The 23,453-nt window shown below is 61.5% G+C and carries 22 protein-coding genes and 1 tRNA gene; 15 read left to right on the top strand and 8 right to left on the bottom strand.

Going from position 1 to position 23,453, the window contains the following annotated elements; translation table 11 throughout:
- Positions 1-20 precede the first annotated feature (20 nt).
- From ACT7DV_RS01185 to ACT7DV_RS01175, 3 genes are read right to left on the bottom strand one after another with little or no spacing between them, the layout of a single operon-like run.
- Positions 21-878 carry an SGNH/GDSL hydrolase family protein gene (locus ACT7DV_RS01185; RefSeq protein ID WP_444660533.1) on the bottom strand — a complete coding sequence of 286 codons (858 nt, stop codon included), beginning with the start codon at positions 876-878 and terminating at the stop codon, positions 21-23.
- 58 nt (positions 879-936) lie between these two features.
- Positions 937-1,035, bottom strand: a complete 99-nt coding sequence (locus tag ACT7DV_RS01180; protein WP_444664744.1) for an SHOCT domain-containing protein — start codon at positions 1,033-1,035, stop codon at positions 937-939.
- A gap of 1 nt (position 1,036) precedes the next feature.
- Complete coding sequence (locus tag ACT7DV_RS01175; RefSeq protein WP_444660532.1) at positions 1,037-1,348, bottom strand: hypothetical protein; 312 nt, start codon at positions 1,346-1,348, stop codon at positions 1,037-1,039.
- Between the two features lie 285 nt (positions 1,349-1,633).
- On the opposite strand from ACT7DV_RS01175, the gene ACT7DV_RS01170 reads away from it, so the two are divergent.
- Positions 1,634-3,193, top strand: coding sequence for a DUF222 domain-containing protein (locus ACT7DV_RS01170; RefSeq protein WP_444660531.1), 1,560 nt, complete (start codon positions 1,634-1,636; stop codon positions 3,191-3,193).
- Between the two features lie 430 nt (positions 3,194-3,623).
- Positions 3,624-4,274, top strand: coding sequence for an alpha/beta hydrolase (locus ACT7DV_RS01165; RefSeq protein ID WP_444660530.1), 651 nt, complete (start codon positions 3,624-3,626; stop codon positions 4,272-4,274).
- Here ACT7DV_RS01165 and ACT7DV_RS01160 read toward each other — a convergent pair whose 3' ends face one another.
- Entirely contained in the window at positions 4,275-4,505 is a 231-nt protein-coding gene (locus tag ACT7DV_RS01160; protein WP_060703304.1) for an RNA-binding S4 domain-containing protein, read from the bottom strand.
- Positions 4,506-4,685: 180 nt separating this feature from the next.
- Between ACT7DV_RS01160 and ACT7DV_RS01155 the strand changes: the two genes are divergently transcribed.
- The 4 genes from ACT7DV_RS01155 (at position 4,686) to chrA (ending at position 9,382) form a co-directional block, all read left to right on the top strand.
- On the top strand, positions 4,686-6,071 hold the full coding sequence (locus ACT7DV_RS01155; protein WP_444660529.1) for a glycine--tRNA ligase: 1,386 nt from the start codon (positions 4,686-4,688) through the stop codon (positions 6,069-6,071).
- 6 nt (positions 6,072-6,077) lie between these two features.
- Positions 6,078-7,007 carry a GNAT family N-acetyltransferase gene (locus ACT7DV_RS01150; protein ID WP_060700984.1) on the top strand — a complete coding sequence of 310 codons (930 nt, stop codon included), beginning with the start codon at positions 6,078-6,080 and terminating at the stop codon, positions 7,005-7,007.
- 86 nt (positions 7,008-7,093) lie between these two features.
- Positions 7,094-8,116: a DMT family transporter gene (locus tag ACT7DV_RS01145; protein ID WP_444660528.1), complete on the top strand. Its 1,023-nt coding sequence runs from the start codon at positions 7,094-7,096 to the stop codon at positions 8,114-8,116.
- Positions 8,117-8,176: 60 nt separating this feature from the next.
- A complete protein-coding gene (gene chrA, locus ACT7DV_RS01140) occupies positions 8,177-9,382 on the top strand; it encodes a chromate efflux transporter (RefSeq protein WP_444660527.1) in 1,206 nt (401 codons plus the stop codon).
- Between the two features lie 16 nt (positions 9,383-9,398).
- Here the strand turns inward: chrA and ACT7DV_RS01135 are convergent, their stop codons facing one another.
- Together ACT7DV_RS01135 and ACT7DV_RS01130 are read right to left on the bottom strand one after the other, a co-directional pair.
- Entirely contained in the window at positions 9,399-11,048 is a 1,650-nt protein-coding gene (locus tag ACT7DV_RS01135) for a DUF5671 domain-containing protein (protein ID WP_444660526.1), read from the bottom strand.
- Complete coding sequence (locus tag ACT7DV_RS01130; RefSeq protein WP_444660525.1) at positions 11,048-11,512, bottom strand: hypothetical protein; 465 nt, start codon at positions 11,510-11,512, stop codon at positions 11,048-11,050. Before ACT7DV_RS01130 ends, ACT7DV_RS01135 begins: the two co-directional genes overlap by 1 nt.
- 85 nt (positions 11,513-11,597) lie before the next feature.
- Between ACT7DV_RS01130 and dusB the strand changes: the two genes are divergently transcribed.
- From dusB to ACT7DV_RS01110, 4 genes are all read left to right on the top strand, one after another.
- Positions 11,598-12,800, top strand: a complete 1,203-nt coding sequence (gene dusB, locus ACT7DV_RS01125; RefSeq protein WP_444660524.1) for a tRNA dihydrouridine synthase DusB — start codon at positions 11,598-11,600, stop codon at positions 12,798-12,800.
- 54 nt (positions 12,801-12,854) lie between these two features.
- Positions 12,855-14,138: a deoxyguanosinetriphosphate triphosphohydrolase gene (locus ACT7DV_RS01120; protein ID WP_444660523.1), complete on the top strand. Its 1,284-nt coding sequence runs from the start codon at positions 12,855-12,857 to the stop codon at positions 14,136-14,138.
- Between the two features lie 9 nt (positions 14,139-14,147).
- Positions 14,148-16,025 (top strand): DNA primase, encoded by a 1,878-nt coding sequence (dnaG, locus tag ACT7DV_RS01115; RefSeq protein WP_444660522.1) that lies wholly within the window; start codon positions 14,148-14,150, stop codon positions 16,023-16,025.
- Positions 16,026-16,078: 53 nt separating this feature from the next.
- Positions 16,079-16,151 (top strand) — tRNA-Asn (locus ACT7DV_RS01110).
- 49 nt (positions 16,152-16,200) lie between these two features.
- On the opposite strand, the gene ACT7DV_RS01105 is transcribed toward ACT7DV_RS01110, so the two are convergent.
- On the bottom strand, positions 16,201-17,028 hold the full coding sequence (locus tag ACT7DV_RS01105; protein ID WP_444660521.1) for a hypothetical protein: 828 nt from the start codon (positions 17,026-17,028) through the stop codon (positions 16,201-16,203).
- A gap of 289 nt (positions 17,029-17,317) precedes the next feature.
- On the opposite strand from ACT7DV_RS01105, the gene ACT7DV_RS01100 reads away from it, so the two are divergent.
- The 5 genes from ACT7DV_RS01100 (at position 17,318) to ACT7DV_RS01080 (ending at position 22,918) form a co-directional block, all read left to right on the top strand.
- Positions 17,318-18,127, top strand: coding sequence for a hypothetical protein (locus ACT7DV_RS01100; protein WP_444660520.1), 810 nt, complete (start codon positions 17,318-17,320; stop codon positions 18,125-18,127).
- 257 nt (positions 18,128-18,384) lie between these two features.
- A complete protein-coding gene (locus ACT7DV_RS01095) occupies positions 18,385-18,576 on the top strand; it encodes a hypothetical protein (RefSeq protein ID WP_444660519.1) in 192 nt (63 codons plus the stop codon).
- Positions 18,566-20,089 carry an ATP-binding protein gene (locus ACT7DV_RS01090; RefSeq protein WP_444660518.1) on the top strand — a complete coding sequence of 508 codons (1,524 nt, stop codon included), beginning with the start codon at positions 18,566-18,568 and terminating at the stop codon, positions 20,087-20,089. The genes ACT7DV_RS01095 and ACT7DV_RS01090 overlap by 11 nt, the downstream gene beginning before the upstream one ends.
- A complete protein-coding gene (locus ACT7DV_RS01085; RefSeq protein WP_444660517.1) occupies positions 20,086-21,645 on the top strand; it encodes an SLC13 family permease in 1,560 nt (519 codons plus the stop codon). The genes ACT7DV_RS01090 and ACT7DV_RS01085 overlap by 4 nt, the downstream gene beginning before the upstream one ends.
- Positions 21,646-21,691: 46 nt before the next feature.
- Positions 21,692-22,918, top strand: a complete 1,227-nt coding sequence (locus ACT7DV_RS01080) for a glycerate kinase family protein (protein WP_444660516.1) — start codon at positions 21,692-21,694, stop codon at positions 22,916-22,918.
- A gap of 75 nt (positions 22,919-22,993) precedes the next feature.
- Here the strand turns inward: ACT7DV_RS01080 and ACT7DV_RS01075 are convergent, their stop codons facing one another.
- Complete coding sequence (locus ACT7DV_RS01075; RefSeq protein ID WP_444660515.1) at positions 22,994-23,431, bottom strand: 6,7-dimethyl-8-ribityllumazine synthase; 438 nt, start codon at positions 23,429-23,431, stop codon at positions 22,994-22,996.
- Positions 23,432-23,453: the final 22 nt, after the last annotated feature.

Below are 23,453 nucleotides of genomic sequence, written 5' to 3'. Positions count from 1 at the left end.
CTTCGCGCTGTGCTGCTGCGCTACTGCGCGCTGTCGCCGGCGCCCAGGGAATCGTTGGGTTTTGGCGCGGTGAACGGCACCGCGGAGGGGCGCTTCGGGGTGATTCCGTCGCCCGAGGACTGATGGCGCAACCGGCGCAAGACCCACGGAGCCAAGTGCTCGCGTGCCCACTGCAGGTCTTCGATCCGCGCCTCCCGCCAGCTTCGAACATCCGCCACGGGTGCCACCTCGGTGTCGATCGAGTGGGGCACGTTCAGGGAATCCAGCGCCATGGCCGCAATCCGCTGGTGGCCCAAGGGGGAGAAGTGCAGGCGATCCGGTGCCCACATCTGCGACTGGTGCAGTTCGCGCAAGGCCCACATGTCGGCCACAATCGCGTCGTAGCGCGCGGCCACGGTGCGAATATTCTCATTGTAGATCGCCACCTTGCCGCGAATGCTGCCCAGCACCGGTGTATCGCGAATATCCGGACCGGTGACGATCAGCAGCGTCGCACCCGTCGCGCTCAGCTCGGCCACCGCTCCGTCGAGAATATCGGCAATCTTGTCCGGATCCCCGCCCGGGCGCAGCACGTCATTGCCGCCTGCGCACAGTGAAATAAGATCTGGCTTCAAATCAATGGCCGGCGCAACCTGCTCCGAGACGATCTGCCCGATCAACCGGCCGCGGATCGCCAGATTTGCGTAGGAAAAATCCGGAACCGTGCTGCTCAGCTCCTGCGCCAGACGGTCGGCCCAGCCCAAATGCCGGCCGGGATTTGATGGATCGGGGTCACCGATTCCCTCGGTGAAAGAGTCGCCCAAAGCGACGAAGCGACGCCATGGATGAAGTGTCTCTGTTGAGGAATCGGGAGTTTCAAGGTCTAGATCTTTAGGCACAATCTACATTGTTACCCCATGGTAACTGTCCGTCAATCAGCCTCCGGGATGATCTACTTCACCCTTCGCGCCAGTCCCTAAGTAGATCCTGGCGAGCCTGCGCGTATTCGTCGGCCGTGATCACGCCACGGGACCGGAGACCGGAGAGCTCCTCCAATTTAGCTTCCAAGGACTGCTTGGGTGCCAACAGGTTGGATTGGGCCAATTTTAGTCTTCAGGTCGGATTCGAAAGTAATCGGATCCATTCCAGCGCTTTTGATCTTGCGGTAATTTCTCGTCTGAACGTAGACGATGAATATCACCGCGGCGACGAAGACCACCACAAACAAGCCCAGGAGGATCGGCATTACTGAGAAGGTCGTATCAATAAAATTGGATCCGGTGGAAAATTCATCCTCGATATATCCAAAATTGATATCATCATGAGGAATCGACTCATCGAAGTTGTTGAGGGTCTCACTATTTTTCATTGCACCTTCATTCGTAGATAACCAACACTCTGCTGAGGAAAAGTCATCGGCGTGACTAATTGCATCTTATTGCTAGCCAAACATGAAAACCTGCTTCGAACACTCGATGGCTGAAAGATTTACCATTTCGCAATCACACACTACTAGGCACTGGAAACCTACCGACTGGCTAGCCGTTGCAACGCCCGTATTCGTGACGTGAAATTCAAGAAAAAATTTCTGATCGCTGTCCACATTCCGCGATAATACGGACCAAACTGTCGGTGCCTAGCGGGAAAATTGAATATGGGAAATCCAGAATTTACAGAAGATTATGACGATGAACATCGTCTGCCGTTGCGGCCTCCGGGCACACGCAAGGAATCGCACGCGGATTCATTCTTTGCCAGCCATATTGAGCACCATCTGTTTAATGGACCGATGATGAATACAGCGGCCGAGCTTTTTAATGCCGGCCCGGTATCCGGGGCTGCTGATGCCCTGGATCGGTTGAAGAAGATTCAGCGGATGCACAGCCATCTTGAAGGGCTAACTGCCACATTGTTGGCTGACACAGTTGAACAGATTGGTGAAGGATTCTCCGACACCCTTGCTGAATTGCGATCCGACTCGCCTGAGGAGGCTCGCGAAGCTGAGCGCAGCGCCGAATACTATCGTGTCGACCCCGGCGATGACCAGATGATCAACTCCAACTTCATTGCTGAAGCAGCCATTGCCTTGAGGGAAACTCCGCAGATGGTTAGCAAGCGAATGTTCTATGCAAAGGGATTGCGCTACGTCTGCAAAGACACCCTGATGGCGTTAGCTGCTGGGGAGATTACCTTGAAAGCCGCTCGCTTCTTGGTAAAGAACGCGCAGGACCTCACTCCAGAACAAATAGAGATCATGGAGCACATCCTGCTGCCCGCCGCAAAAACGGCTAGTGATGATTCTATTTATCAAAGGGCCCGTCGATTTCACGATCGGATGAACCCGGAGTCAGCTGAAGAACGCCATAGGAAATCAGAAGCTTCGCGCAAAGTATCGTACTGGATAGATGATGACAGCGGAATGGGCACCATCAAGCTCACTCACCGTGCAGACATAATCAAGTCAATAGCAAGCACCCTTCGTTGGGCGGCGGACCAGGTTATTGACCCCGAAGACGAGCGCACTAGCGACCAGTTGATGGCGGATTTGTACGCTGACGCATTGATCAACGGTTGGCCAGGCAGCGAAGGAACTCCACTGAAGCCGCGTTTGTCGATTACTATTCCGGCGCTGGACATGTTGGTAGATCCCACCAGAGCCCTTGCTGATTTGGAAGGCGTAGGACCTATCCCTGCGGGCCTGGCGCTGCAATTGGCCCAGGACGCGCCGTCTTTCCAGCGCGTGCTCACTGACCCATGGACAGGCGCAGTTATTGATGTTGAACGCAAAAAGTACAAACCCACTCAGGGAATGAAGGATTTGCTTCGGCACAGGGACGTTCATTGTTGTTTCCCCGGCTGCCGTCGCAGTGCTGACCGTTCAGAAATGGATCATATTGACGATTGGGCCCATGGTGGCAAAACCGATCGAGACAATATGCACCTGTTGTGCAAGCAGCATCAAATGTTCAAGCATGCATTAGGTTGGAAAATTCAGGCTCGGCCCGATGGAACTAGATCCTGGCTAACGCCACATGGGCTGCATGTAATTGTTACTCCAGAGAGCGTTGATGTTGTGGAGAGCCTGGATCACGTGAATGATCATTGCCCGCAGAGACCTGATCCGCGCTCTATTCCACAGGTTCAGTTGAACTCAGATGTGAGGAGAGTTCTCGGCTATCCGGCAGAACCGGACCCATTAGCTGACTCTGCCTGACCGGCACGGATCATTTGTGAATCGTTGAGTGACAAAATTTTTCTGTCACTACGGAAATTCAAACCACCCATAACCACGGAACGGTGACAGCATCGAAGCTGATTGCCTAAGCCCAACGCGACTTCTGTCCGTCTTCTTCGGCACGTAGGACACCTGCAGCGTCCGGGAATGAAAATTTTTCTCAGTCATTTCCTACTGAATTGCGCAGAGGCCAACTTAAAAGCCACCAACATATCCGAAGTGACAAGATTTTTCAGTCGCTGCAAATCTCGGGCGCTCTTTGTGCGCGCAATTCAGCCAACAAGTTCAATGCTGCCCGAATGAAAAACGTCGTTCACGATGTTCGTTGAAAGAAAGATTCTTTCATCTGCCGGTGATTACCGGGCAATACGGCCGACCGCCGACTGCGGTATTCGCTAATCTTGAGCACATGACTTCATCCGAGACCGCGCCGGTCGCCATCATTTCCCGCAACGACGATTCTCGATTGGGCACGCCGCTTCTGGTGTTCCTGCACGGGTACGGATCAAATGAACAAGATCTGATGGGGCTCTCGCGCTACCTTCCGGAAGAATTCACTTATCTATCGGTGCGCGCACCCTTGCAAACCGGTCCGGGATACTGCTGGTTCCCGCTGACCCAAGAAATTGATTACTCGGCCGAGGCCGTCTCACAAAGCGTGGTGGCGCTATGGGAGCTGCTGGAACCACTGAGCAAGCAACATTCGTCGGTGACGCTGCTGGGGTTCTCGCAAGGCATGGCGATGGCAACTTCGTTGGCCCGATTCCAGCGCGACGCTATCACCGCGGTGGTGGGACTTTCCGGTTTTGCCGTTGAACCGCGCGATCTAGAGATTTTCGACGACGCTGCAGTGCAACGCAATCCCATTCCACTGTTCTGGGGCAGGGATCTGGCAGATCCGGTGATCACCCGGGACAAGATTGAGTACACCCTTGGATGGGTGTCCAAGCACGCCGAGCTGACCAGCGAAACTTATCCGCAAATTGGGCACTCGGTCAGCATGGAAGAACTTGAAGACGTCGAGGCGTTTCTCAAGAAGGTCGTTCTCGGGCAGCAGTGACTACTGTTGCGACGCGACCTTCACGCACTCGCCATTGACGCAGACGACGTCGCCCGGGCGAATCTGAGCTCCGCGGCGGGTGTCGACCTTGCCATTAACGGTGACGATGCCCTCGGAAATGAGCTCCTTGGCATGGATTCCGTCCTCTGCGAGAGACGCCAGTTTTAGCAGCTGGCCCAAGCGGATGGATTCGTCGCGGATTTCTAGATCAAAAGCTTCATTGGCACTCATGGCTTCCATTCTTCCCTATCCGGGAGAGTACGGTGCCATGATGCAGTTAAGAGCGGGGAAGTTCACTTTCGCGTTACCCGCATCCGCTTAGTCTCAGAGCCGTGGAAACGATACCCTTGAACGGTATGTATTTTTCTACGGACCGCAACCAGCGGCCTCGTAATTTCCAATGGAGTTGATATGGCGCCACAGTCCAAGCTAGATCAGGTAATTTCCCTCGCAAAGCGTCGAGGCTTCGTTTTCCAGGCTGGTGAGATTTACGGTGGTTCCCGTTCCGCATGGGATTACGGACCCCTGGGAACCGAGCTGAAGGAAAACATCAAGCGCGAGTGGTGGCAGAACTTCGTTCGCGGCCGCGAAGACATGGTTGGCCTGGACTCGTCGATCATCCTGCCAAAGGCAGTTTGGGAAGCATCCGGACACGTTGCGACCTTCACCGACCCGCTGGTCGAGTGCATCCAGTGCCACAAGCGCCACCGCCAGGATCACCTGATCGAGGCCTTCGAAGCGAAGAAGGGCCGTCCGGCCAAGGACGGCATGAGCGAGATCGCTTGCCCAGATTGCGGAACCAAGGGCCAGTTCACCGAACCGCAGATGTTCTCCGGTCTGATGAAGACCTTCCTGGGTCCAGTGGATTCTGAAGCGGGCTTGGCCTTCATGCGCCCAGAAACCGCGCAGGGCATTTTCGTGAACTTCGCCAACGTGCTCACCGCGAGCCGCAAGAAGCCGCCATTCGGCATCGGCCAGGTCGGCAAGGCCTTCCGCAACGAAATCACCCCGGGCAACTTCATCTTCCGCACCCGCGAGTTCGAGCAGATGGAAATCGAGTTCTTCACCGCGCCGGAAGATGCGCCGAAGTTCTTCGACCAGTGGGTCAAGGACTGCTGGGCATGGTTCCTGGATCTGGGCATCAAGGAAGAAAACCTGCGCCAGTTCGACGTGCCAGAAGACGAGCGCGCGCATTACTCGGCCGGCACTATCGACTTCGAGTACCGCTTCGGCTTCCAGGGCTCGGAGTGGGGCGAGCTCATGGGTGTTGCCAACCGCACCGACTACGACCTGTCCAGCCATGCCAAGGCTTCGGGCGCCGAGCTGTCCTACTTCAACCAGGCCACCGGCGAGCGCTACACCCCATACGTGATCGAGCCTTCCTTCGGCCTGACCCGTTCCATGATGGCTTTCCTGGTCGATGCCTACACCGAGGACGAGGCGCCGAACACCAAGGGCGGCGTGGACAAGCGCACCGTGCTCAAGCTCGATCCGCGCCTGGCTCCGGTCAAGGCCGCCGTGCTGCCGCTCTCGCGCAACGAGAACCTCTCGCCGAAGGCCAAGGAACTGGCCAACGAGCTGCGCAAGCGCTGGAACATCGACTTCGATGATGCCGGCGCCATCGGCCGCCGCTACCGTCGCCAGGATGAGATCGGCACCCCGTTCTGCATCACCGTGGACTTCGACACCCTCGAAGACCAGGCAGTGACCATCCGCGAGCGCGACACCATGGCCCAGGAACGCGTGTCCCTGGACCAGGTCACCGCCTACCTTTCCGAGCGCCTGAACGGAGCCTAGAGCCCGATGAACGAACTGGAATTCCGCGATTGGCGCTCCGGGGACGACCTGGAGCTGCTGCAGGTTTTTGGTGATCCGCGCTCGCCGCAGGCCCATCAGGATCGCACCATGCTGCGGGAGAATAGCGATGCGCCGTTCTCCCGCACGCTGGTGGCCAGCGTTGATGGCGTGGCCATCGGCGCCGGCGTGGTCTTCGCATCTTCGCTGCACCCGCAGCGCCTGTGGCTGTATGTCGAGGTAGCCGCCGAGCAGCGCCGTTCCGGCGTGGGCACCGCGCTGGTCGCCAAGCTGCGCCAGCAGATTCCGGCCGATCAGGCGCAGCAGCTCAAGGCCCGCTACACGGTCACCCCGGGCGATCCGGCCACCGCGGCAGCCGGCTTCTGCAAGGCACTGGGCCTGGGCGAAATCCAGGTCTCGCGCGATGTCATCCTGGAGCCCGGCGCCTTGGCCGAGCCGGTGTTCGACACCAACGACCGGGTGATCGAGGAGCTGTCCACGGGCAGTGTCGAGCTGACCAAGCTTGTCATGGACTTCTACAACAAGGTCCATGAGCAGTGGGATCCAGCCAAGATGACGGTGGGTTCGGCCCAGCGCATGCTGCTCGACGAGCACACCGGCGCCCAGGCGGCGCTGGTGCTGCGCGATAAGCCCAAGAGCCAGGGCGGGGTTCCGCTGGCCTTTGCGGTCAGTTATGTCCCGGCCCGCGAGGACGCCCCCTCGGATGTGCTGGTGGGCCACAATCCGGCCTTCAGCGATGACGAGGTGGCCGAGGCGGTGCGCGATATGGTCGCGATGCTGATCCACCAGTACCCGGTGAAACTGGAGGTTGACTCCTCGATGTTCATCCTGGCGTCGCTGATTGATGCCTTGGCCGGCGTTGAGCAGGCCACAGTCATTTCGACCACGCACATCCTGGCCAGCGACGCAGCCAAGTAGTGCCAGCTCAAGCGGGACCCGGTTCGCCGGGTCCCGCTTTTGCCTCCTCCCGGCCCCTTCCGCCCTCCGGCACGAAAGCAGCTTGCGTGAAGCCCAGCATCCTTCCGAAACCCGGCACCGCACCGCAGCGGCGCACCGGCGGCACGTTCTTCTTCGTGCTGCTCTCCATCGCTGCCGGCCTGCTGCTTTCGACGCAATCGCGCATCAACGGGGCGCTGGGCGCGGCGCTCGGGGATGCGATCACCGCATCCGCCATCAGCTTCGGGGTGGGCTTGGCGGCCCTTGTCCTGCTGGCGCTGCTGATCCCGCCGGTGCGTGCTTCGGTGGCACAGGTGCCCGGCGCGCTGGCCCGGGGCGACTTTCCTCGCTGGTACCTGGCGGCGGGAGCCGTGGGCGCGCTGGTCGTGTTCAGCCAGGCCACCGCGATTGCGCTGGTTGGCGTGGCGCTGTTCACCGTCTGTCTGGTCACCGGGCAGTGCATCGGCTCCATGGCCATGGACCGGATCGGCATTGGCGGGGCGCCACCGCGCAAGATCAGCGCCCTGCGCCTGCTGGGCGCCGTGCTGACCATCGCCGGGGTGATCTGGGCGGCCAGTCCGCGTGGTGCAGGCGCCGACATCTTGGCCCTGCTGCTGCCGATGATCCTTTCGGCGGTTGTGGGCGTGCTCATGGGCTTCCAGTCGGCCTCCAACGGGGTGCAGGCTGCGGCCTACGGCACGGCCGCCGCGGCGGCGCTGGTGAACTTCGCCACCGGCTTCCTCGTGCTGGTTGCGCTGATGCTGCTGCGCCTGCCGGCAGGGATCGGGCTGAACCCCTTCCCAATGCACTGGTGGTACTACAGCGGCGGGCTGCTGGGCTGCCTGTTTGTGGGTCTCACCGTCATGGCGATCAAGCGCCTGGGCGTGCTGGTCACCAGCCTGGCGGCCGTGGGCGGGCAGCTGATCGGCTCGCTGCTGCTGGACATCTTCGCTCCGGCCTCAGGTTCCTCGGTTTCCCCGGCGACCGTCATGGGCACGATCCTGACGCTGCTGGCCGTGGCACTGGCTTCGCTGGCAGGCCACCGAAAGGCGACGGCAGGGACTAGGGAAAAAGACCCGGCCCTGAACTGAGGTTTCGCGGCAGGTCACGCGTTTACCTGCCGTTTTCCTGCTGCCCCTATGCTGGAATCCATGGAACCACAGCACCTCACCCAGGGATCGGCGAGCGAAGTCTTCCGGGTCTTCCTCAAGCTCGGGGTCACCTCCTTCGGCGGACCGATTGCCCATCTGGGGTATTTCCGCGCAGAACTTGTCGACCGCCGTCGCTGGCTCGATGACCAGCAGTATGCGCAATTGGTGGCGCTGAGCCAATTCTTGCCCGGACCCGCCTCCAGCCAGGTCGGCTTCGGTCTGGGCCTGCATCGTGCCGGGCTGCGTGGGGCGCTGGCCGCATTCCTGGCTTTCACCCTTCCCTCAGCGATGCTGCTGGCGGTCTTCGCCTACGGCGCGTCGCTGTTCACCGGGCAGCTGGGCACCGGCCTGCTCACCGGGCTGAAGATCGTGGCGGTGGCCATTATCGCCCAGGCGGTGATGGGCATGGCCAAGTCCCTGGCACCGGACCGGTCCAGGGCTTCGATCGCGGTGGTCGCGGCCGGTTCGGCGTTGCTGCTGGCCGGATCCCTCGGGCAGATCGCGGCGATTGCCTTCGGCGCGGTGGCGGGGTACTACTTCTGCCGCGAGAAGGACGGGGCCGCCGGGGCAGGGCTCAGCCTGCCGGTCACCCGGGCGCTGGGCATCACTTGCCTGTGCGCCTTTGCCCTGCTGCTGGTGGGCCTGCCGATGCTGGCCCTGGCCACCGGCTCCGATCTGCTCTCCTTCCTCGACGCCTTCTACCGCTCCGGTGCCCTGGTCTTCGGCGGCGGGCACGTGGTGCTGCCGCTGCTGCAAAGCGCGCTGGTGGAACCCGGATGGGTCAGCGAACAGCAGTTCCTCACCGGCTACGGGGCGGCCCAGGCTGTGCCCGGACCGCTGTTCACCTTCGCCGCCTTCCTTGGAGTGCTGGCCGATTCCGGCCCGGGCGGGCTGCTGGGATCGGCCCTGGCGCTGCTGGCGGTTTTCCTGCCCGGATTCCTTCTGCTGCTGGGGGTGCTGCCGTTCTGGAACCGGATCAGCGGCTGGCCCAAGGCCCGCGCGGCGATGCGCGGGGCGAATGCCGCAGTGGTGGGCGTGCTCGCCGCGGCCCTCTATGATCCGGTCTTCACCTCGGCCATCACCTCGGCGGCTTCCTTCATGCTGGCACTGCTGTGCCTGGTGCTGCTGACGGCCTGGAAAACGGCCCCCTGGATAGTAGTCTTGATTGCCGCCGCCGGCGGGGTGCTGCTGGGCCTGCTGCCCTGAGGCCATGGCAGCTGGCCTAGGCCAGCTCGGTGAATTGGACGGCTCCGTCCGATCCGGCGATGGCCAAGAATGGGCTTGGCTCGGTGGCCAGGCGTTCAACGATCCGTGCGAACACGGCCGCGTCGGACTCGTCATCCAGTGCCGGGCCGGCCGTGCGGATCCATTGCACCTTCAGGTCCCCGAGGGCCCTGAGCTGCGCGAAGAGGAGTTCAGATCCGGCCGGGGCGAGCAGCACCAGCGTCCTCAGCTGTGGCGTCGCGTGCGATCGGGCTGGATCCTGCGCGGCGGACTGGGCCCGCTGCGACCTGCCCGAACGCCACAGCGCATAGTGGTAGGCGGCGACCGCGGCGGTGGCCACCAGCCAGCCCAGCGGTCCGCGCACGGCATCGAGCATCGTCCCGTAGCTGGTGCCCGGTTCCAGGAAGTAGGCGAAGATCCGGTAGCCCAGCACCAGCAGCGCAACCAGCGCCACCACCGAGCTGGTCCCGAAGAACAACACCAGGTAGGCACCGCGCGAGTCCTGCCAGGCAGGTTGCAGCGGGCGGAAGAAAGCGAACCAGCTGACGCCACCGACCAGCAGCAGGCCTAGGCCCTCGCCGAGCACCTCGGCCGAAGCATCGCTGCCTGGAAGGGCGGAGATGGATGCCAGCAACGCGTTGACCACCATGCCCAGTCCGGTGGCCAGCAGCGCCAGGCTGATGCCGCTGACCGCCAACCGGGCCGCGCTGGCCGTGGCGGGCACATGCATCCCGGAGCGCAGTTGAATCTGGTGATAGAGCCAGACGAGCCCGGCTGCCAGCATGATCGCGCCCTGCATCGGGACTTCGGACCGGAATTCTTCGGCTTGGGCCGCCGGATCCCAGGGCAGCGGCAGGACCCAGGACACCAGCGCCGCGGTGGCCAGCAAACAGGCGGCCGCGGGGGCCGCGATGGCCAGCACCACCAAGGCCAGGGAGCTGAAGCCATCGGCCTGCTCCTGCACGCGGCGCAACTTCCAATGCCAGAACCACAGGGCCCCGGAACCGGCCAGCCAGATGACCGCGGCAAGCAGCCGATCCAGGTCGGAAGGGCCGGCCAGCGTGGTGTCCGGGCGGATCAGGATCAGCAGCGCGACGTGCAGCGTCCAGACCAGGGACAGGGTGAACAGCAGCATGCTGAAGGCATTGCCCAGCGTGCCGGCCAGCTGCCCCAGCAGCTGCGGCGCTGTCTTCGGGGAGGCCAGCTGCTGGTGCTGCCAGGCGCAGAGGGCACCCCAGCCCAGCGCGGCGCCCAGCGAGGATTGCCAAGCGCCCTCCGGCGCCCGGTTGACCAGCCCGGCCAGCAGGCCCAGGACTGAGCAGCTGGCAGCAATCAGCGAAACCAGGTAGACCCCGCAGGCTTGCAGGGACCAGATCGCGGAGTCGGCGGCGGATGGCCGGGCCAATTTCCTGCGGATCGCGCGCCACAGCAGCCAGGCCAGAGGCCCGGCGACCAAGGTGTAGGAATAGGCCACCGCCAGCTGCTGGGCGGAAACCCGTTCGCCGTCAAACCCATTGAACAGCGCCTCCAGCAGCGTGGACAGGCCCGCCGGGAAAAGCATCAGCAGCACAAACAGCAGGCCGTGCATGATCAGCGGGCGCAGCACGCTGGTGGCCGGTGCCTTGCTGGCCGAAGTCGTGGAGCCCATCAGTATCCCAGCTCCTTTTCGGTGCACAGTCCGACCTGCCAGGGCATGCGATCGATCAGCCACCGGTCCTGGAGCATGCGCAGCTCGAACACATCCTCGTAGCTGGAGCCATCGAGCAGCGGAAGAATCGTGGAATCGCCGCCTTCGATCCTGGCCTGGACGCTGGCCCGGGAGCCGCTGGCCGTGGAGCGGATCAGTTGGATGTCCAGCTGCCCGCTGCCCAGGGACTCGGGATTGCACAGCTGGCGGGATTCGCCGTCCACGGTGTAATCCCGCACGGCTGACAGGTCCCCGGCCTCATAGGCCAGCAGATAGCGCTGCACCACGCCTTCGGGGGTTGATTCTTCGTGCAAGGGTGCCGAAGGCCGCAGGGCAACCACCAGCAACGCGGCTATAACCAAGGCCACACAGGCGGCGGCCACCACCACAAGCACCACCCTGGCGACCGAAAAATTACTTGTCATTGCCCTATTTTCCGCCTGCAGCAGGGCAGAAGCCAGATGCTGCAGGGCACGATTTGATCAAGATCTCAGTTACCGATTTGCCTGCATGCGCGATAATGGACAGGTGACGACCCTGACTGATGCGCCGAATAACACCCCCACCTTGAAGTTGCCGCCCTTGCAGCTGGGCAAGCTCACCATCGATACCCCGGTGGTTCTTGCGCCCATGGCCGGGGTGACCAACCGCGCCTTCCGCCGGCTGTGCCGCGAATACGGCGGCGGGCTGTTCGTCACCGAAATGGTCACCGCCCGCGCCCTGGTGGAACGCAACCCGGAATCCCTGCGCATCATCTCGCACGACCCCGACGAAGAGATCCGCTCGATCCAGATCTACGGCGTGGACCCGGGCACCGTGCGCGCCGCGGTGCGCATGGTGGTTGACGAGAACCTGGCCGATCACGTGGATTTGAACTTCGGCTGCCCGGTCCCCAAGGTGACCCGCAAGGGCGGCGGCTCGGCTCTGCCCTGGAAGACCGACCTGTTCACCTCGATCATCGCGGCAGCGACCTCAGAGGCGGCCAAGGGCGATATCCCGCTGACCGTGAAGGTCCGCACCGGCATCGACAAGGACCACCTGACCTACCTGGAATCGGCCAAGATCGCCCGCGATCACGGGGCCGCGGCAGTGACCCTGCACGCCCGCACCGCGGGCCAGTACTACGCCGGCCACTCGGATTGGGAGGCCATCACCACCCTGCGCGAGGCCATGGACGACCTGCCGGTGCTGGGCAACGGCGATATTTTCAGCGCTGAAGATGCGATCAGCATGGTCGAGCAGACCGGAGCCGCCGGGGTCATGGTCGGCCGCGGCTGCCAGGGCCGCCCGTGGATCTTCGGCGACCTGCAGGCGGCCTTCGAAGGCCGCGCGGACCGCTTCCGCCCCGGCGTGCGCAAGGTGGCCGACACCGTGTACCGCCACGGCGAACTGCTCACCGAGTTCTTCGAGGACGAGGGCAAGGGGATGCGCGATATCCGCAAGCACATCGCCTGGTACTTCAAGGGCTACCCGGTCGGCGGGGAAATCCGCTCGCAGCTGGCCCAGGTGCCATCCTTGGCCGTGCTGCGCGAACTGCTTGACCAGCTGGACCTGGATTTGCCGTACCCCGGCGAGGCCGCCGAAGGCACCCGCGGGCGAGCCGGCCATCCGAAGAAAACCCATGTGCCCGACGGATGGCTGGACAACCGCGAAATGAGCGATGCCCACCGCGAAATGATCAAGGCCGCTGAGCTGGATATTTCCGGAGGCTAAGCGCTCGAAGTGGATAACCGCCGAGCACCCCAAAATATCACTAGACTAGGCATCATGACTCAGATCCCCGGATATACCGAAGCCGATACGCAACGGTGGGTGCCCGAGCCAGCCAAGAAGTCCTACCGCACCGCCTTTGAGCGCGACCGCGCCCGGGTGCTGCACTCCTCGGCCCTGCGCCGGCTGAGCGCCAAGACCCAGGTGGTGGCGCCCAACCAGAACGACTTTGTGCGCAACCGGCTCACCCACTCGCTGGAAGTGGCCCAGGTGGGCCGCGAGCTCGGGGCGGCCCTGGGCTGCGATCCGGATGTCGTGGATACCGCCTGCCTGGCCCACGACCTGGGCCACCCGCCCTTTGGCCACAATGGGGAAAAGGCGCTGGACAAAATCGCTGCGGATATCGGCGGATTCGAGGGCAACGCCCAGACCCTGCGCCTGCTCACCCGGCTGGAAACCAAGACCTTCAGGCACAATGGGCACTCGGCCGGGCTGAATCTCTCGCGCGCCTCGCTGGATGCGGCCTGCAAATACCCGTGGCTCAAGGCCGATGCGCCCGAGGTCAACGGCAAGAAGACCAAGAAGTTCGGCGTGTACCAGGACGATGCCCCGATCTTCAACTGGCTGCGCAATGTCCCGGAGGCGAGAGCCGGAGTGGTCTGCATGGAAGGCCAGGTCATGGACCTGGCCGATGACATCTCGTACTCCGTGCACGACGTGGAAGACGCGATTGTCGGCGGCCAGCTGCAGCTGCGCTGGCTGAAGCAGGATCTGCAGCGCGAAAGGGCCCTGCAGGTCACGAAGGACTGGTACCTGCCGGCCACCGACGAGGCCGATATCGAGGCGGCCCTGCGCCGGCTGGAAGCCAGCGACGAATGGGTTTCGCACTTTGACGGGTCGCGCCGTTCGATGGCCGGCCTTAAGGACATGACCAGCCAGTTCATCGGCCGCTTTGCGGCTGCGGCCATGGATGCCACGCGCGCCCGCTATGGCACCGGCAAGCTGACCCGCTACAACGCGAGCCTGATCGTGCCCGAGCAGACCGAGCATGAAATCGCGGTGATGAAGGGAATCGCCGCCAGCTATGTGATGACCTCCGAGGTGCGCCAGCCGCTGTATCTGGACCAGCGCACGCTGCTGACCGAGCTGGTTCAGCTGCTGGTGGAGACCGGCCGGGACAACCTGGAGCCGATCTTTGCCGCGGACTGGGAAGACGCCGCCGATGAGGCAGGCCAGCTGCGCGTGGTGATCGACCAGGTCGCCTCGCTCACCGACGTCTCGGCGACCGAGTGGCATTCATATCTGGTCAAGGGCGAAGCCCCTGAAGCACAACTGTTCTAGAAGGGAATCATGGCAGGGCTGATCAAGCGCGAAGATATCGACGAGGTGCGCAACCGCACCGACCTGCGCGAGGTCGTCGAATCCTATGTCACGCTCAAATCCGCGGGCATCGGCTCGTACAAGGGCCTGTGCCCTTTCCACGACGAGCGCAGCCCTTCCTTCCACATCCGCCCGCAGCTGGGCACCTTCCACTGCTTCGGCTGCGGCGAATCCGGCGACGTGATCGCCTTCATCCAGAAGATGGACCACTCCTCGTTCACCGAGACCGTGGAACTGCTCGCGGCCCGGATCAACTACGAGCTGCACTATGAGGACGGGGGCCCGGGCCCGCGGCGCGAGGACTACGGCAAGCGCCAGCGCCTGGTCGACGCGCATAAGATCGCCGAAGAATTCTTCCGCGCGCAGCTGGCCACCGATGAAGGGGCGGCCGGACGCGAGTTCCTGGCCGGCCGCGGCTTCGACCCGGAAGTCACCGCGCAATTCTCCGTCGGCTATGCGCCCAAGGGGTGGGACGCGCTGCTCAAGCACCTGCGTTCCAAGGGCTTCGCCGATGACGAGCTGAAGCTGACCGGCATGTTCTCCGAGGGCAACCGCGGGATCTACGACCGCTTCCGCGGACGGGTGATGTGGCCGATCCGCGACCTGTCCGGGGCGACCATCGGATTCGGCGCCCGCAAGCTCTACGAAGACGACCAGGGCCCGAAGTACCTGAACACCCCTGAAACCGGGCTCTACAAGAAGTCGCAGGTGCTCTACGGGCTGGATTTGGCCAAGAAGCATATTTCCAAGAGCCGGCAGATCGTGGTGGTGGAAGGGTACACCGACGTGATGGCCTGCCACCTGGCCGGGATCACCACCGCGGTGGCCACCTGCGGCACCGCCTTTGGCACCGACCACATCAAGATCGCCCGCCGGCTGCTGCAGGATGACGGCACCGGGGGAGAAGTGATTTTCACCTTCGACGGCGATGCCGCCGGACAGAAAGCGGCCCTGCGCGCCTTCGAGGAAGACCAGCGTTTTATTGCCCAGACCTATGTCTGCGTGGAGCCCAGCGGTGCTGACCCCTGCGATCTGCGCCTGCATCGAGGGGATGAAGCGGTGCGCGAGCTGATCGAGCTCAAGCGCCCGCTGTTCGAATTCGCGATCCGGGCCGAGCTGAAGAAGTTCAACCTCAACACGGTGGAGGGCCGCGTGCAGGCGTTGCGCCAGACCGCTCCGATTGTCGCCCAGATCAAGGACTCGGCCATCCGCCCGGCCTATGCCCGTGAATTGGCCGGCTGGCTCGGCATGAACAACGAGGACGTCAACCGGTCGGTGGGTGCATCGATCAAGCGCGCCCGGCTGCCGAAGAACGCCGAGCAGCAGCTGCCGGCCCCGGCCCAGGGCGCTGAACAACCCGTGGCTGCACCAGCTTTTGAACGTCCGGATCATCGCGACCCGGTGATGCGCCTGGAACGCCAAGCGCTGGAAGTGGTGATCCAGCAGCCGCAGCGCTTGCAGGATGAGCAGTGGCAGGCATTTTACGAGGCCCGTTTCATGGCTCCGGCGCACGCCGCGGTGCATGACGGAATCGTTGCCGCTTCGAGCGCCGGCGCTTCTGCCACCTCGTGGGTCGAGGTGATCCGCGATGAGGTGCCAGAGCAGTTGCGCAGCTTCGTTTCAGAGCTGGCGGTGACCAGCATTCCGGCTTCGGATGAGCACAGCCTGAACCGCTATTGCGCCGACATCATCAATGGCTTGATTGAGCTTCAAATCACACACCGGAAAGCAGAGCTGATCGGGCGCCTGCAGCGCGCCGAGATGGAGCCGGAAGGCGAGGAATATGCCCAGATCAATAGGGAATTGATGGAGCTGGAGATGCGCCGGAGGATCCTGCGGGGCACCTAGGGCATCGATTTTGCATTAGCGGAAATCTTCGGTAAAGTTATATCTCGTTGCATTCCTCCATAGCTCAATTGGCAGAGCATTCGACTGTTAATCGAAGGGTTACTGGTTCAAGTCCAGTTGGAGGAGCTTTCATGAGAATCCCGGCTCGCAGTTGCGAGCCGGGATTTTTTGTTTTTCATGCAACCGGGTCCCAGAGGCGCCGGGATTCCAGGTACCAGAAGTAGGCGAATAGCCCGATCTGGAACCACTCGACGATGAACAGGGCTTCGTCAACGCCAGCGACAAGCAGAATCGGCCAGGCGATCAGGCCCAGCGCCATCAGTCCCAGGATGACCCGATAGCGGTTCGGGGAACCGCCGCTGGTGTCTTCATGGCACATCGGTGCGTGGCCCAGATGGCTGGCGATGGCGATGCCCATGGAAAAGATGAGCAAGAATGCAGCGCTGGCATGTACCCAGGCGAAGGTTTTTCCTTCGACGGCACGCCAGATCAATAACAGGATGAATGACGCGAGCAGGCCGGTGCTGATCCATCCCAGGGCCTTGGTCAACGTGCTGTGCATCAGCGCTTTGTGCGGCCAACTGCTGGTCCTGATGCCCAGCCAGACGAATGAGGCGCTAACGATCAATACGGCAATGATGGCTACGCGGACCGAAAGGATCAGCTTGCCCTGTTCTGCCGGTGCGAGCGTGGCTAGGGTTTCGCCCAGCTTCGTGGGAACCAGCGCGACAAACATGGCGTAGAACCCGGCCAAATTCAGCGCATAGTCCTCCAGGGCTTCGCCGCTGTACACCACCAGCAATGCTCCGGTAGTTACCAGCATGGCGACAAACAGGTCCCTGGCAGGTCCCAAATAGTAGGAGCTGAGCGAGTCTTCAATCCGCTGATTGACGATTCCGTAAATGACGATGGCCACCACCAAAAGCAGGGGAACGACGAGCAGCATGAGGCGCACGTAGCGCAGGGTATCGCGACCTTGGAAGCGTTCAGCAGGTGGGGTCATATCAGCATTCTGTAACGTGGGCATCGATTTTGAGAAAGAGGCTTGCCCAGTCAGGACAGATTTCCAGCGAATCCGATGGTTTAGGACTCGGCCATAATCCGCTGACCTGGCTAATGGAAACCGGCATCTCCATCCGTAGCGAATATCGCAGCAAGCCAAATTGCCGGTATCGATTGACATGATCATTGAAGAGTTAATAAAGGTTCTGGTTGTATCTGGGACTGTCATCCGTACAGGTCAGTCTTTATCGCAGAACATTGAGTTCTGCCGTCACTCGAAGGAAGAACTCATGAGCATTCATACACCGACGGATCCGGGAACGCCGATTCCGTCCCCATCCCCGAAGTCCGCCGCAGGAAGAGGCCTGGGCATCGCGGCCCTGGTGATAGCTATTGTTGCGCTCGTCTTGTACTGGGTCCCGATCGTGAACAATGTTGCAGCCATCTTGGGCGTTGTCGCACTCGTCTTGGGCATCGTGTCCTTGGTTATCGCGTTCAAGCGGAAGGGCAGCAAGGGGCTGGGCATCGCATCAAGCGTGATCGCGATCGCGGCCATCGTCTTGGTGTTGGCCACCCAGTCTTTCCATGCCAGGGCCATTGTCGAGGTCGCCAGTGGCATCGAGGATGCTGCCGATGGCGAAGTTGCCGCTCCGGCTGAAGTGGTGGAACAGGCCGAGGATGAAACTCAAGTTCTTGCGCTGGGAGAGGCCGCGATGGTCGGAGGCTACTCGGTCAATGTCAGCACAGTGAACCTTGACGCTGGCAAGGCGATTGCCAAGTTCAATGAGTTCAACGAGAAGGCCAATGGCCAATACGTGCTTGTTGATATTTCGGTGGTCTACAACGGCGATGAAGAAGGCGACGCGTGTATTGATTTGAACCCGGAACTTGTCGGTTCGGACGCGAGTATTTACGGCACCAGTACCGCTATGGTGATCCTGGCCGAGCCGGCAACGGATGCGCCTACCTTGTCCAAGGGCGGCAAAGCCAGTTACCAGGTGGTCTTCGATGCTCCGGCAGAAGCCTTGTCCGATGCGAAGATCAGAATGACCGAAACCATGTTCTTCGTCGATGAATCGGTGCTCTGGGCAACTAGATAATTTAGCCCAGCAGTCCACCACAGCCCAGGCCCCATTACCCGTTGGCGGATGATGGGGCCCGGGCTTTGAATGAACCCTGCCAGCGGAGGAATTGGTGAAGGATGGGTATTTTCAAGAGTTTCTTCCCCGTGTACATGAGGTAAAAACCGCTAGAATCTGCGGATAAATGCGCGTCTCGCGTAGTTCTCATCGATGCATCATGGAATTCTCATGACTGCCTAATGCGCGGCTCACATGGGTCTTTTAGTGTTCAAACCATGATTCGCCGCATACTTCTCATTCTGCTCGTGCTCGCTGTCCCAGCGGGCCTAGCCAGCGCTAGCCAAGCTCTGGCCGATAGCGCTGACCCGGCAATGGGGCATCAGCCGCCCGTGCTGGTCAAGCTCAGCCCTGTTCCTGAATCAGCCGCGGAGAAGCAAGGTCAGGAGGCCCAGGAAGATGCTGCCTGACCCTCCAAACCACCAAGGTTCCTCGGTCTCAGCCCGATTGCGTATCGTGGGCTGGATCGTGCTGACCACCGCAGTGGCATTGCTAGCAGTCACCGCGACCATGCGATCGATCATGTTGGCCCAAATCGCCGACTCTGCCAACATCGGCATTGCCCAGGAGATTGAAGAATTCCGAACCTTTGCGGCAGAGGCAGTTGATCCTACGACGGCCAAGCCGTTCTCCTCGATGCACTCGCTGATGGAGCGCTACCTCGCCCGGCAACAGCCCATGGCCGGCGAAGCAATTCTTGCCAAGGCAGGTGGCAAGGTACTGACCATCCAGAATACTGCTGATCAGATGGGCCAGGTCCTGGCAGAGGACCCCGTCTTGCTGGGCCGCATCCTTGCAAATGAAAAAACTTCTGGCGTGGCACAAAGCAGCCATGGCACGGTGCGCTGGGCTAAGGCCGTTGCCCAGAACGCCAATGGCCAACGGGGTCCCGAGCACCAGGCACAACTGGTCGTCGCGCACTATACCGCTGGTGCCCAGGAAAAAGTTGACCAGCAGGCGGTGCTGCTCTTTGGCATCGCGGCCGGGGGACTGGCTCTGACGGCCGGTATCGCGTGGCTGGTGTCTCGGCAGATCATGCGGCCAATTCACACCATGGGCGTAACGGCCGCCCAGATCAGCGCCAATGATCTGTCGGCCCGTGTGCCTGTGCTCGGACGGGACGATCTCGCACGACTGGCACAAACCTTTAACGCCATGCTCGATCGAGTCGAAGCCGCTCATCTGGCCCAGCGCCACTTCATTGCCGAAGCCCGTGAGCACTTGAATGAACCACAGCGTGAACTGGCACTTGCGCTCTCGGAGCTGAACCGCCAAGGATTATCCGCGCAGCGTCGACAGCTGGTGATAGCCAAGGCCCAAGAACTGATCGAAAAAATGGGTCAGACCTTGCTGGATCTGGAAATTCTTGCCCAAAGCAGCAATCCTGACTTCGTCCAGCCCAGTTACGTGGCGGTCGGTGAAGTGACCGCCGACGTAGCCGCGGCAGCCGCACGCCCAGGGGCCTATCTGGATCGACGATTCCGGATCCAGGAGTCGGCGCGAGCTCAAGCCTGGCTGGATCCGATCCGAGTCTCCGAAGCCATGCACCAGCTGATTCACAATGCCGTCACCCATACCCAAGCTGCTGAATGCATCCGCATCGGCTCAACGATAGACGGAGACCATGTGAGCTTCTGGGTGGCCAACGATGGACCCGCGCTGGATCCCGATCAGGCCAGGGCGATGTTTGAAACCTATCGAAGTGCCTTTGCACATGATGAGCGGGCATCGGGCATGGGATTAGGGCTAGCTGTGGTCAAAGCTGTCGCCCAGGCACATGGCGGCACTGCGTGGGTCGAATCCGGAGATGGCGTTGGGACGCGTTTCGGTTTCTCGCTGCCGATTCAGGGCCAGGGAACAGCGGCGCGTGGCGAAGCCCAATTCGCGCAACATATGACCGGCACACTGGGGAGTGAATCATGAGTCTGTCGACCAGCAATGACAAGACCTCATTCCGCTACACCACTCAGCCGCCAGAGGCATCGAACGCCGGTATTCAGGTCAAAAGCCAACCTCAGGCCAGATGGAAACGCCAGCATTCTCTGGCACTCATTGCGGCCATCGTGCTGGCGGCCGTGATCGGCGGCTGTGGCTATGCAGCATTTGGCCCCTCGGCTGGGACACCAGGCTCGCTGCCGGCCCAGGGGGCATTGACCCTTCTGGTCTTTGCCGTGGCCGTCTGGCTGTGGATTTTCTCGCCGGTTTCCGACACCTATGTTGCCCTGGGCGCCTGCCTGGTGCTGGTTCTCATGGGAGTTCTACCCGAAGCCCAGCTGTTCTCCTCATTGGGGGAAGACACCATCTGGTTGCTGTTGGCAGCGTTTGTCATCGCAGCAGGAATCACCGCTACCGGGCTCGCCACGCGAGCCGCCGCGTGGATTGTCATCGGGGCGCGAACGCCGCGCCAACTGGCCCATCTTAGTACCGGTGTGCTGGTGGCTACAGCGTTTGCGGTGCCCTCGACCTCGGGGCGAGCCGCATTGGCCATTCCGGTATTCATCGCTCTGGCAAGGGCGCTTTGCTCAAGGCCGAGGGTGGTGCTGGCGTTGTCGTTGCTGTTTCCTTCGGTTATCCTCCTTTCGGCCGTGGCTTCCTATCTGGGGGCCGGCGCCCACCTGATTACCAGCCAAATCTTGGCGTCCTCCGGTTATGAAGGATTCTCCTTTGCTAGCTGGCTGTTGTACGGATTGCCGCTTGCGTTCATCTCCTCGCACTTATGCGCAGAGCTGGTGTTGCTGCTGTTCACTCGCAGCGAGGACCGGAAGCAGCCGCTGAGCGTTCGCATCGAGCAGATGCAGGAGCATTCTCCGGTGCCGCTGACCGGCCCGTTGAGTGTGGCCCAAAGCCGGGCCGCGTTGCTCGTTGGCGTGGTGGTGGTGCTGTGGTGCACAGAACCGTTGCATCATCTGCATCCAGCTGTGGTGGCACTGCTTGGCTCGCTGTTGGTCGCAAGTCCCGGTTTCGGATCGGTGTCCTTGGCGAAGGCATTGAAGTCGGTGCCGTGGTCGATGCTGATTTTCATGGCGGCAACACTGGCCTTGGGAACGTCGCTGATCGAGTCAGGCGCCGCCGAATGGCTGGCCAACAGCGCTCTCGGTCCGGTAACGCAGCTGGGCCCTTTCGCCGCCTGGATCTTTGCCGTCCTCGTTGTGGTGATTTCCGCTGGAGCCCACCTCGTCATCCAGTCGCGCTCGGCCCGTTCAGCCGTATTGATTCCGCTAGTGGTTTCGCTGGCGCCAGGGATTGGGGTGAACGCTGTGGCCATTGCGCTGGCATCAACGGCTGCGGCCGGTTTCTGCCACACTCTGACCAGCAGTGCAAAGCCCGTGAACCTCTTCTCCGACATTGAAGGCATCGATACCTATCAGCCTGCGGATCTCTTGCGATTGAGCGCAGCGCTTGGACCGCTGATCATTCTGCTGGTCCTTGTCTTTGCCTTCTGGATTTGGCCGTTTATGGGCCTCCCGCTGTTCGTATAAAACCCGTTCGGGTTCCACACCACCTCTCTGCAAAGGAAAAAACATCATGGCACACGCACTTCCACAACGGATCTTGGTTGCACCTTCCGGATTCAAAGAATCACTGGATGCCGCCGCAGTGGCCGCAGCGATCGGGGCTGGCGTCCGCCGTGCGCTGCCCGGAGCCACAGTCAAAGCGGTGCCCATCGCCGATGGCGGCGAAGGAACCGCCGAAACCCTGGCCAGCGCGACAGGTGGCCACGTGGTGCCGGTGTGTGTGACCGGCCCAGTGGGACAAAAAGTGGATTCGCATTACGCGATGCTCGGTGGGGAAGCAACTGGAACGGCCGTGGTCGAAATGGCAGCGGCTGCCGGTTTGCGGCTGGTTCCACGAGATCAACGCGACCCAGGCACCACCACTAGTTACGGGGTGGGTGAACTGATCGTTGCTGCCATAAACGCAGGAGCAACAAAAATCCTGGTTGGCTGCGGCGACTCGGGAACCTCTGATGGGGGAATGGGAGCACTGCAGGCATTGGGCGCCAGGATTATTGATGCCCAGGGACGGGAAGTACCTGCTGGCGGCAATCACCTCGGGCGCATTGACCGACTGGATCTAGACGGATTGCACCCAATGTTGGCTGAGGGGAAAATTCAGATCACCATGGCACTGAACCAGCACAATGTGCTGACCGGCGCTCGCGGAGTTGCCAGGGTCTTCGGACCACAGAAAGGCGCTACACCGCAGCAGGTGGAAGAAATGTCGGCCGGCTTTGAACGGTGGGCCTCGGTGCTCCGCAGAGACTGCGTGGAACCTGCACGCTCCACGGATTTCGCCACGGGGCCGGGCACCGGTGCCTCAGGCGGACTGGGCGCTGGCCTGGCAGCAATCGGCGCGATCCTCATGCCCCGTTTTGAAGCGATCTTGGACTCTGGTCTGGCCGGGATCGATCTGGATTCGATTTTGCGCGGGGCAGACTTGGTGATTACTGCCGAGGGCGCCATCGATTTTCAAACACCCAAGGGCAAGGTTCCAGCCGAGATTGCACGCCGGGCATCACTTCATGGGGTTCCGGTGGTGGCGCTCGCCGGAACGCTGGGGCGGGGATGCCGCGACGTGCACGATATCGGTATTGATGCGATTGCCTCGATCATGCCGATTCCGATGACTTTGCAGGAAGCAGTGGATGACGGGGAGCGCCTGCTCATCGAAGCTGCCGAACGGTTTATGCGCACGATTATCCTGGGAGCCTCGATGGCAGCGGCCCGGCTGAGCCCGCGGGCTGCGTGGTAGCCGAATTGCAGTTCAGGCGTGCTGCTCGCCCGTTCAGTGGGTCGATCACCACGCCTGGCGGTTTTCCGCCGGAGACTAGAGCTGAATGGCGGCTACTGCTCGAACGGCACGTGCAGCCTCGGCACCCTTTTTGAGGAAGTGCTCGAAGTAGAAGTTCTGGTGCTCATCGTTGGAGTGGAAGTGATGCGGGGTCAGGCTGACCGAGAAGGTTGGCACATCGGTATCGAGCTGGACGCGCATCAGTCCATCGACCACTGCTTGGGCAACAAAGTCGTGGCGGTAGATGCCGCCATCGACGACCAGCGCCGCAGCGACAATTGCATCATATTCTCCAGTCTTGGCCAGTCGCTGCGCCTGCAATGGCATTTCGTAGGCACCTGGAACGCTGATGGTATCGATGGTGTACTCGGTCCCGGAGTCGTCCATGTCTGCGGTGAATCCGGCCAGCGCCTGATCGACGATATCTGCGTGCCAGCTTGCCTTGATGAAGGCGACTTTCAATGGGTTGCTCATGAATTTCTCTCTATTCCTAGTC

The organism is Glutamicibacter sp. TV12E (assembly GCF_052441935.1).
Lineage (GTDB): Bacteria > Actinomycetota > Actinomycetes > Actinomycetales > Micrococcaceae > Glutamicibacter.
The sequence above is the reverse complement of the archived record's forward strand: the minus strand, read 5'-3'. Positions and strand labels throughout refer to the sequence as shown.

Excerpts from the sequence above, each read along its gene's own strand:
- ACT7DV_RS01175 (WP_444660532.1), bottom strand. The coding sequence starts at position 1,348 with ATGAAAAATAGTGAGACCCTCAACAACTTCGATGAGTCGATTCCTCAT.
- ACT7DV_RS01170 (WP_444660531.1), top strand. The coding sequence starts at position 1,634 with ATGGGAAATCCAGAATTTACAGAAGATTATGACGATGAACATCGTCTG.
- ACT7DV_RS01165 (WP_444660530.1), top strand. The coding sequence starts at position 3,624 with ATGACTTCATCCGAGACCGCGCCGGTCGCCATCATTTCCCGCAACGAC.
- ACT7DV_RS01160 (WP_060703304.1), bottom strand. The coding sequence starts at position 4,505 with ATGAGTGCCAATGAAGCTTTTGATCTAGAAATCCGCGACGAATCCATC.
- ACT7DV_RS01155 (WP_444660529.1), top strand. The coding sequence starts at position 4,686 with ATGGCGCCACAGTCCAAGCTAGATCAGGTAATTTCCCTCGCAAAGCGT.
- ACT7DV_RS01150 (WP_060700984.1), top strand. The coding sequence starts at position 6,078 with ATGAACGAACTGGAATTCCGCGATTGGCGCTCCGGGGACGACCTGGAG.
- chrA (WP_444660527.1), top strand. The coding sequence starts at position 8,177 with ATGGAACCACAGCACCTCACCCAGGGATCGGCGAGCGAAGTCTTCCGG.
- ACT7DV_RS01135 (WP_444660526.1), bottom strand. The coding sequence starts at position 11,048 with ATGGGCTCCACGACTTCGGCCAGCAAGGCACCGGCCACCAGCGTGCTG.
- ACT7DV_RS01130 (WP_444660525.1), bottom strand. The coding sequence starts at position 11,512 with ATGACAAGTAATTTTTCGGTCGCCAGGGTGGTGCTTGTGGTGGTGGCC.
- dusB (WP_444660524.1), top strand. The coding sequence starts at position 11,598 with ATGCGCGATAATGGACAGGTGACGACCCTGACTGATGCGCCGAATAAC.
- ACT7DV_RS01120 (WP_444660523.1), top strand. The coding sequence starts at position 12,855 with ATGACTCAGATCCCCGGATATACCGAAGCCGATACGCAACGGTGGGTG.
- dnaG (WP_444660522.1), top strand. The coding sequence starts at position 14,148 with ATGGCAGGGCTGATCAAGCGCGAAGATATCGACGAGGTGCGCAACCGC.
- ACT7DV_RS01105 (WP_444660521.1), bottom strand. The coding sequence starts at position 17,028 with ATGACCCCACCTGCTGAACGCTTCCAAGGTCGCGATACCCTGCGCTAC.
- ACT7DV_RS01100 (WP_444660520.1), top strand. The coding sequence starts at position 17,318 with ATGAGCATTCATACACCGACGGATCCGGGAACGCCGATTCCGTCCCCA.
- ACT7DV_RS01095 (WP_444660519.1), top strand. The coding sequence starts at position 18,385 with ATGATTCGCCGCATACTTCTCATTCTGCTCGTGCTCGCTGTCCCAGCG.
- ACT7DV_RS01090 (WP_444660518.1), top strand. The coding sequence starts at position 18,566 with ATGCTGCCTGACCCTCCAAACCACCAAGGTTCCTCGGTCTCAGCCCGA.
- ACT7DV_RS01085 (WP_444660517.1), top strand. The coding sequence starts at position 20,086 with ATGAGTCTGTCGACCAGCAATGACAAGACCTCATTCCGCTACACCACT.
- ACT7DV_RS01080 (WP_444660516.1), top strand. The coding sequence starts at position 21,692 with ATGGCACACGCACTTCCACAACGGATCTTGGTTGCACCTTCCGGATTC.
- ACT7DV_RS01075 (WP_444660515.1), bottom strand. The coding sequence starts at position 23,431 with ATGAGCAACCCATTGAAAGTCGCCTTCATCAAGGCAAGCTGGCACGCA.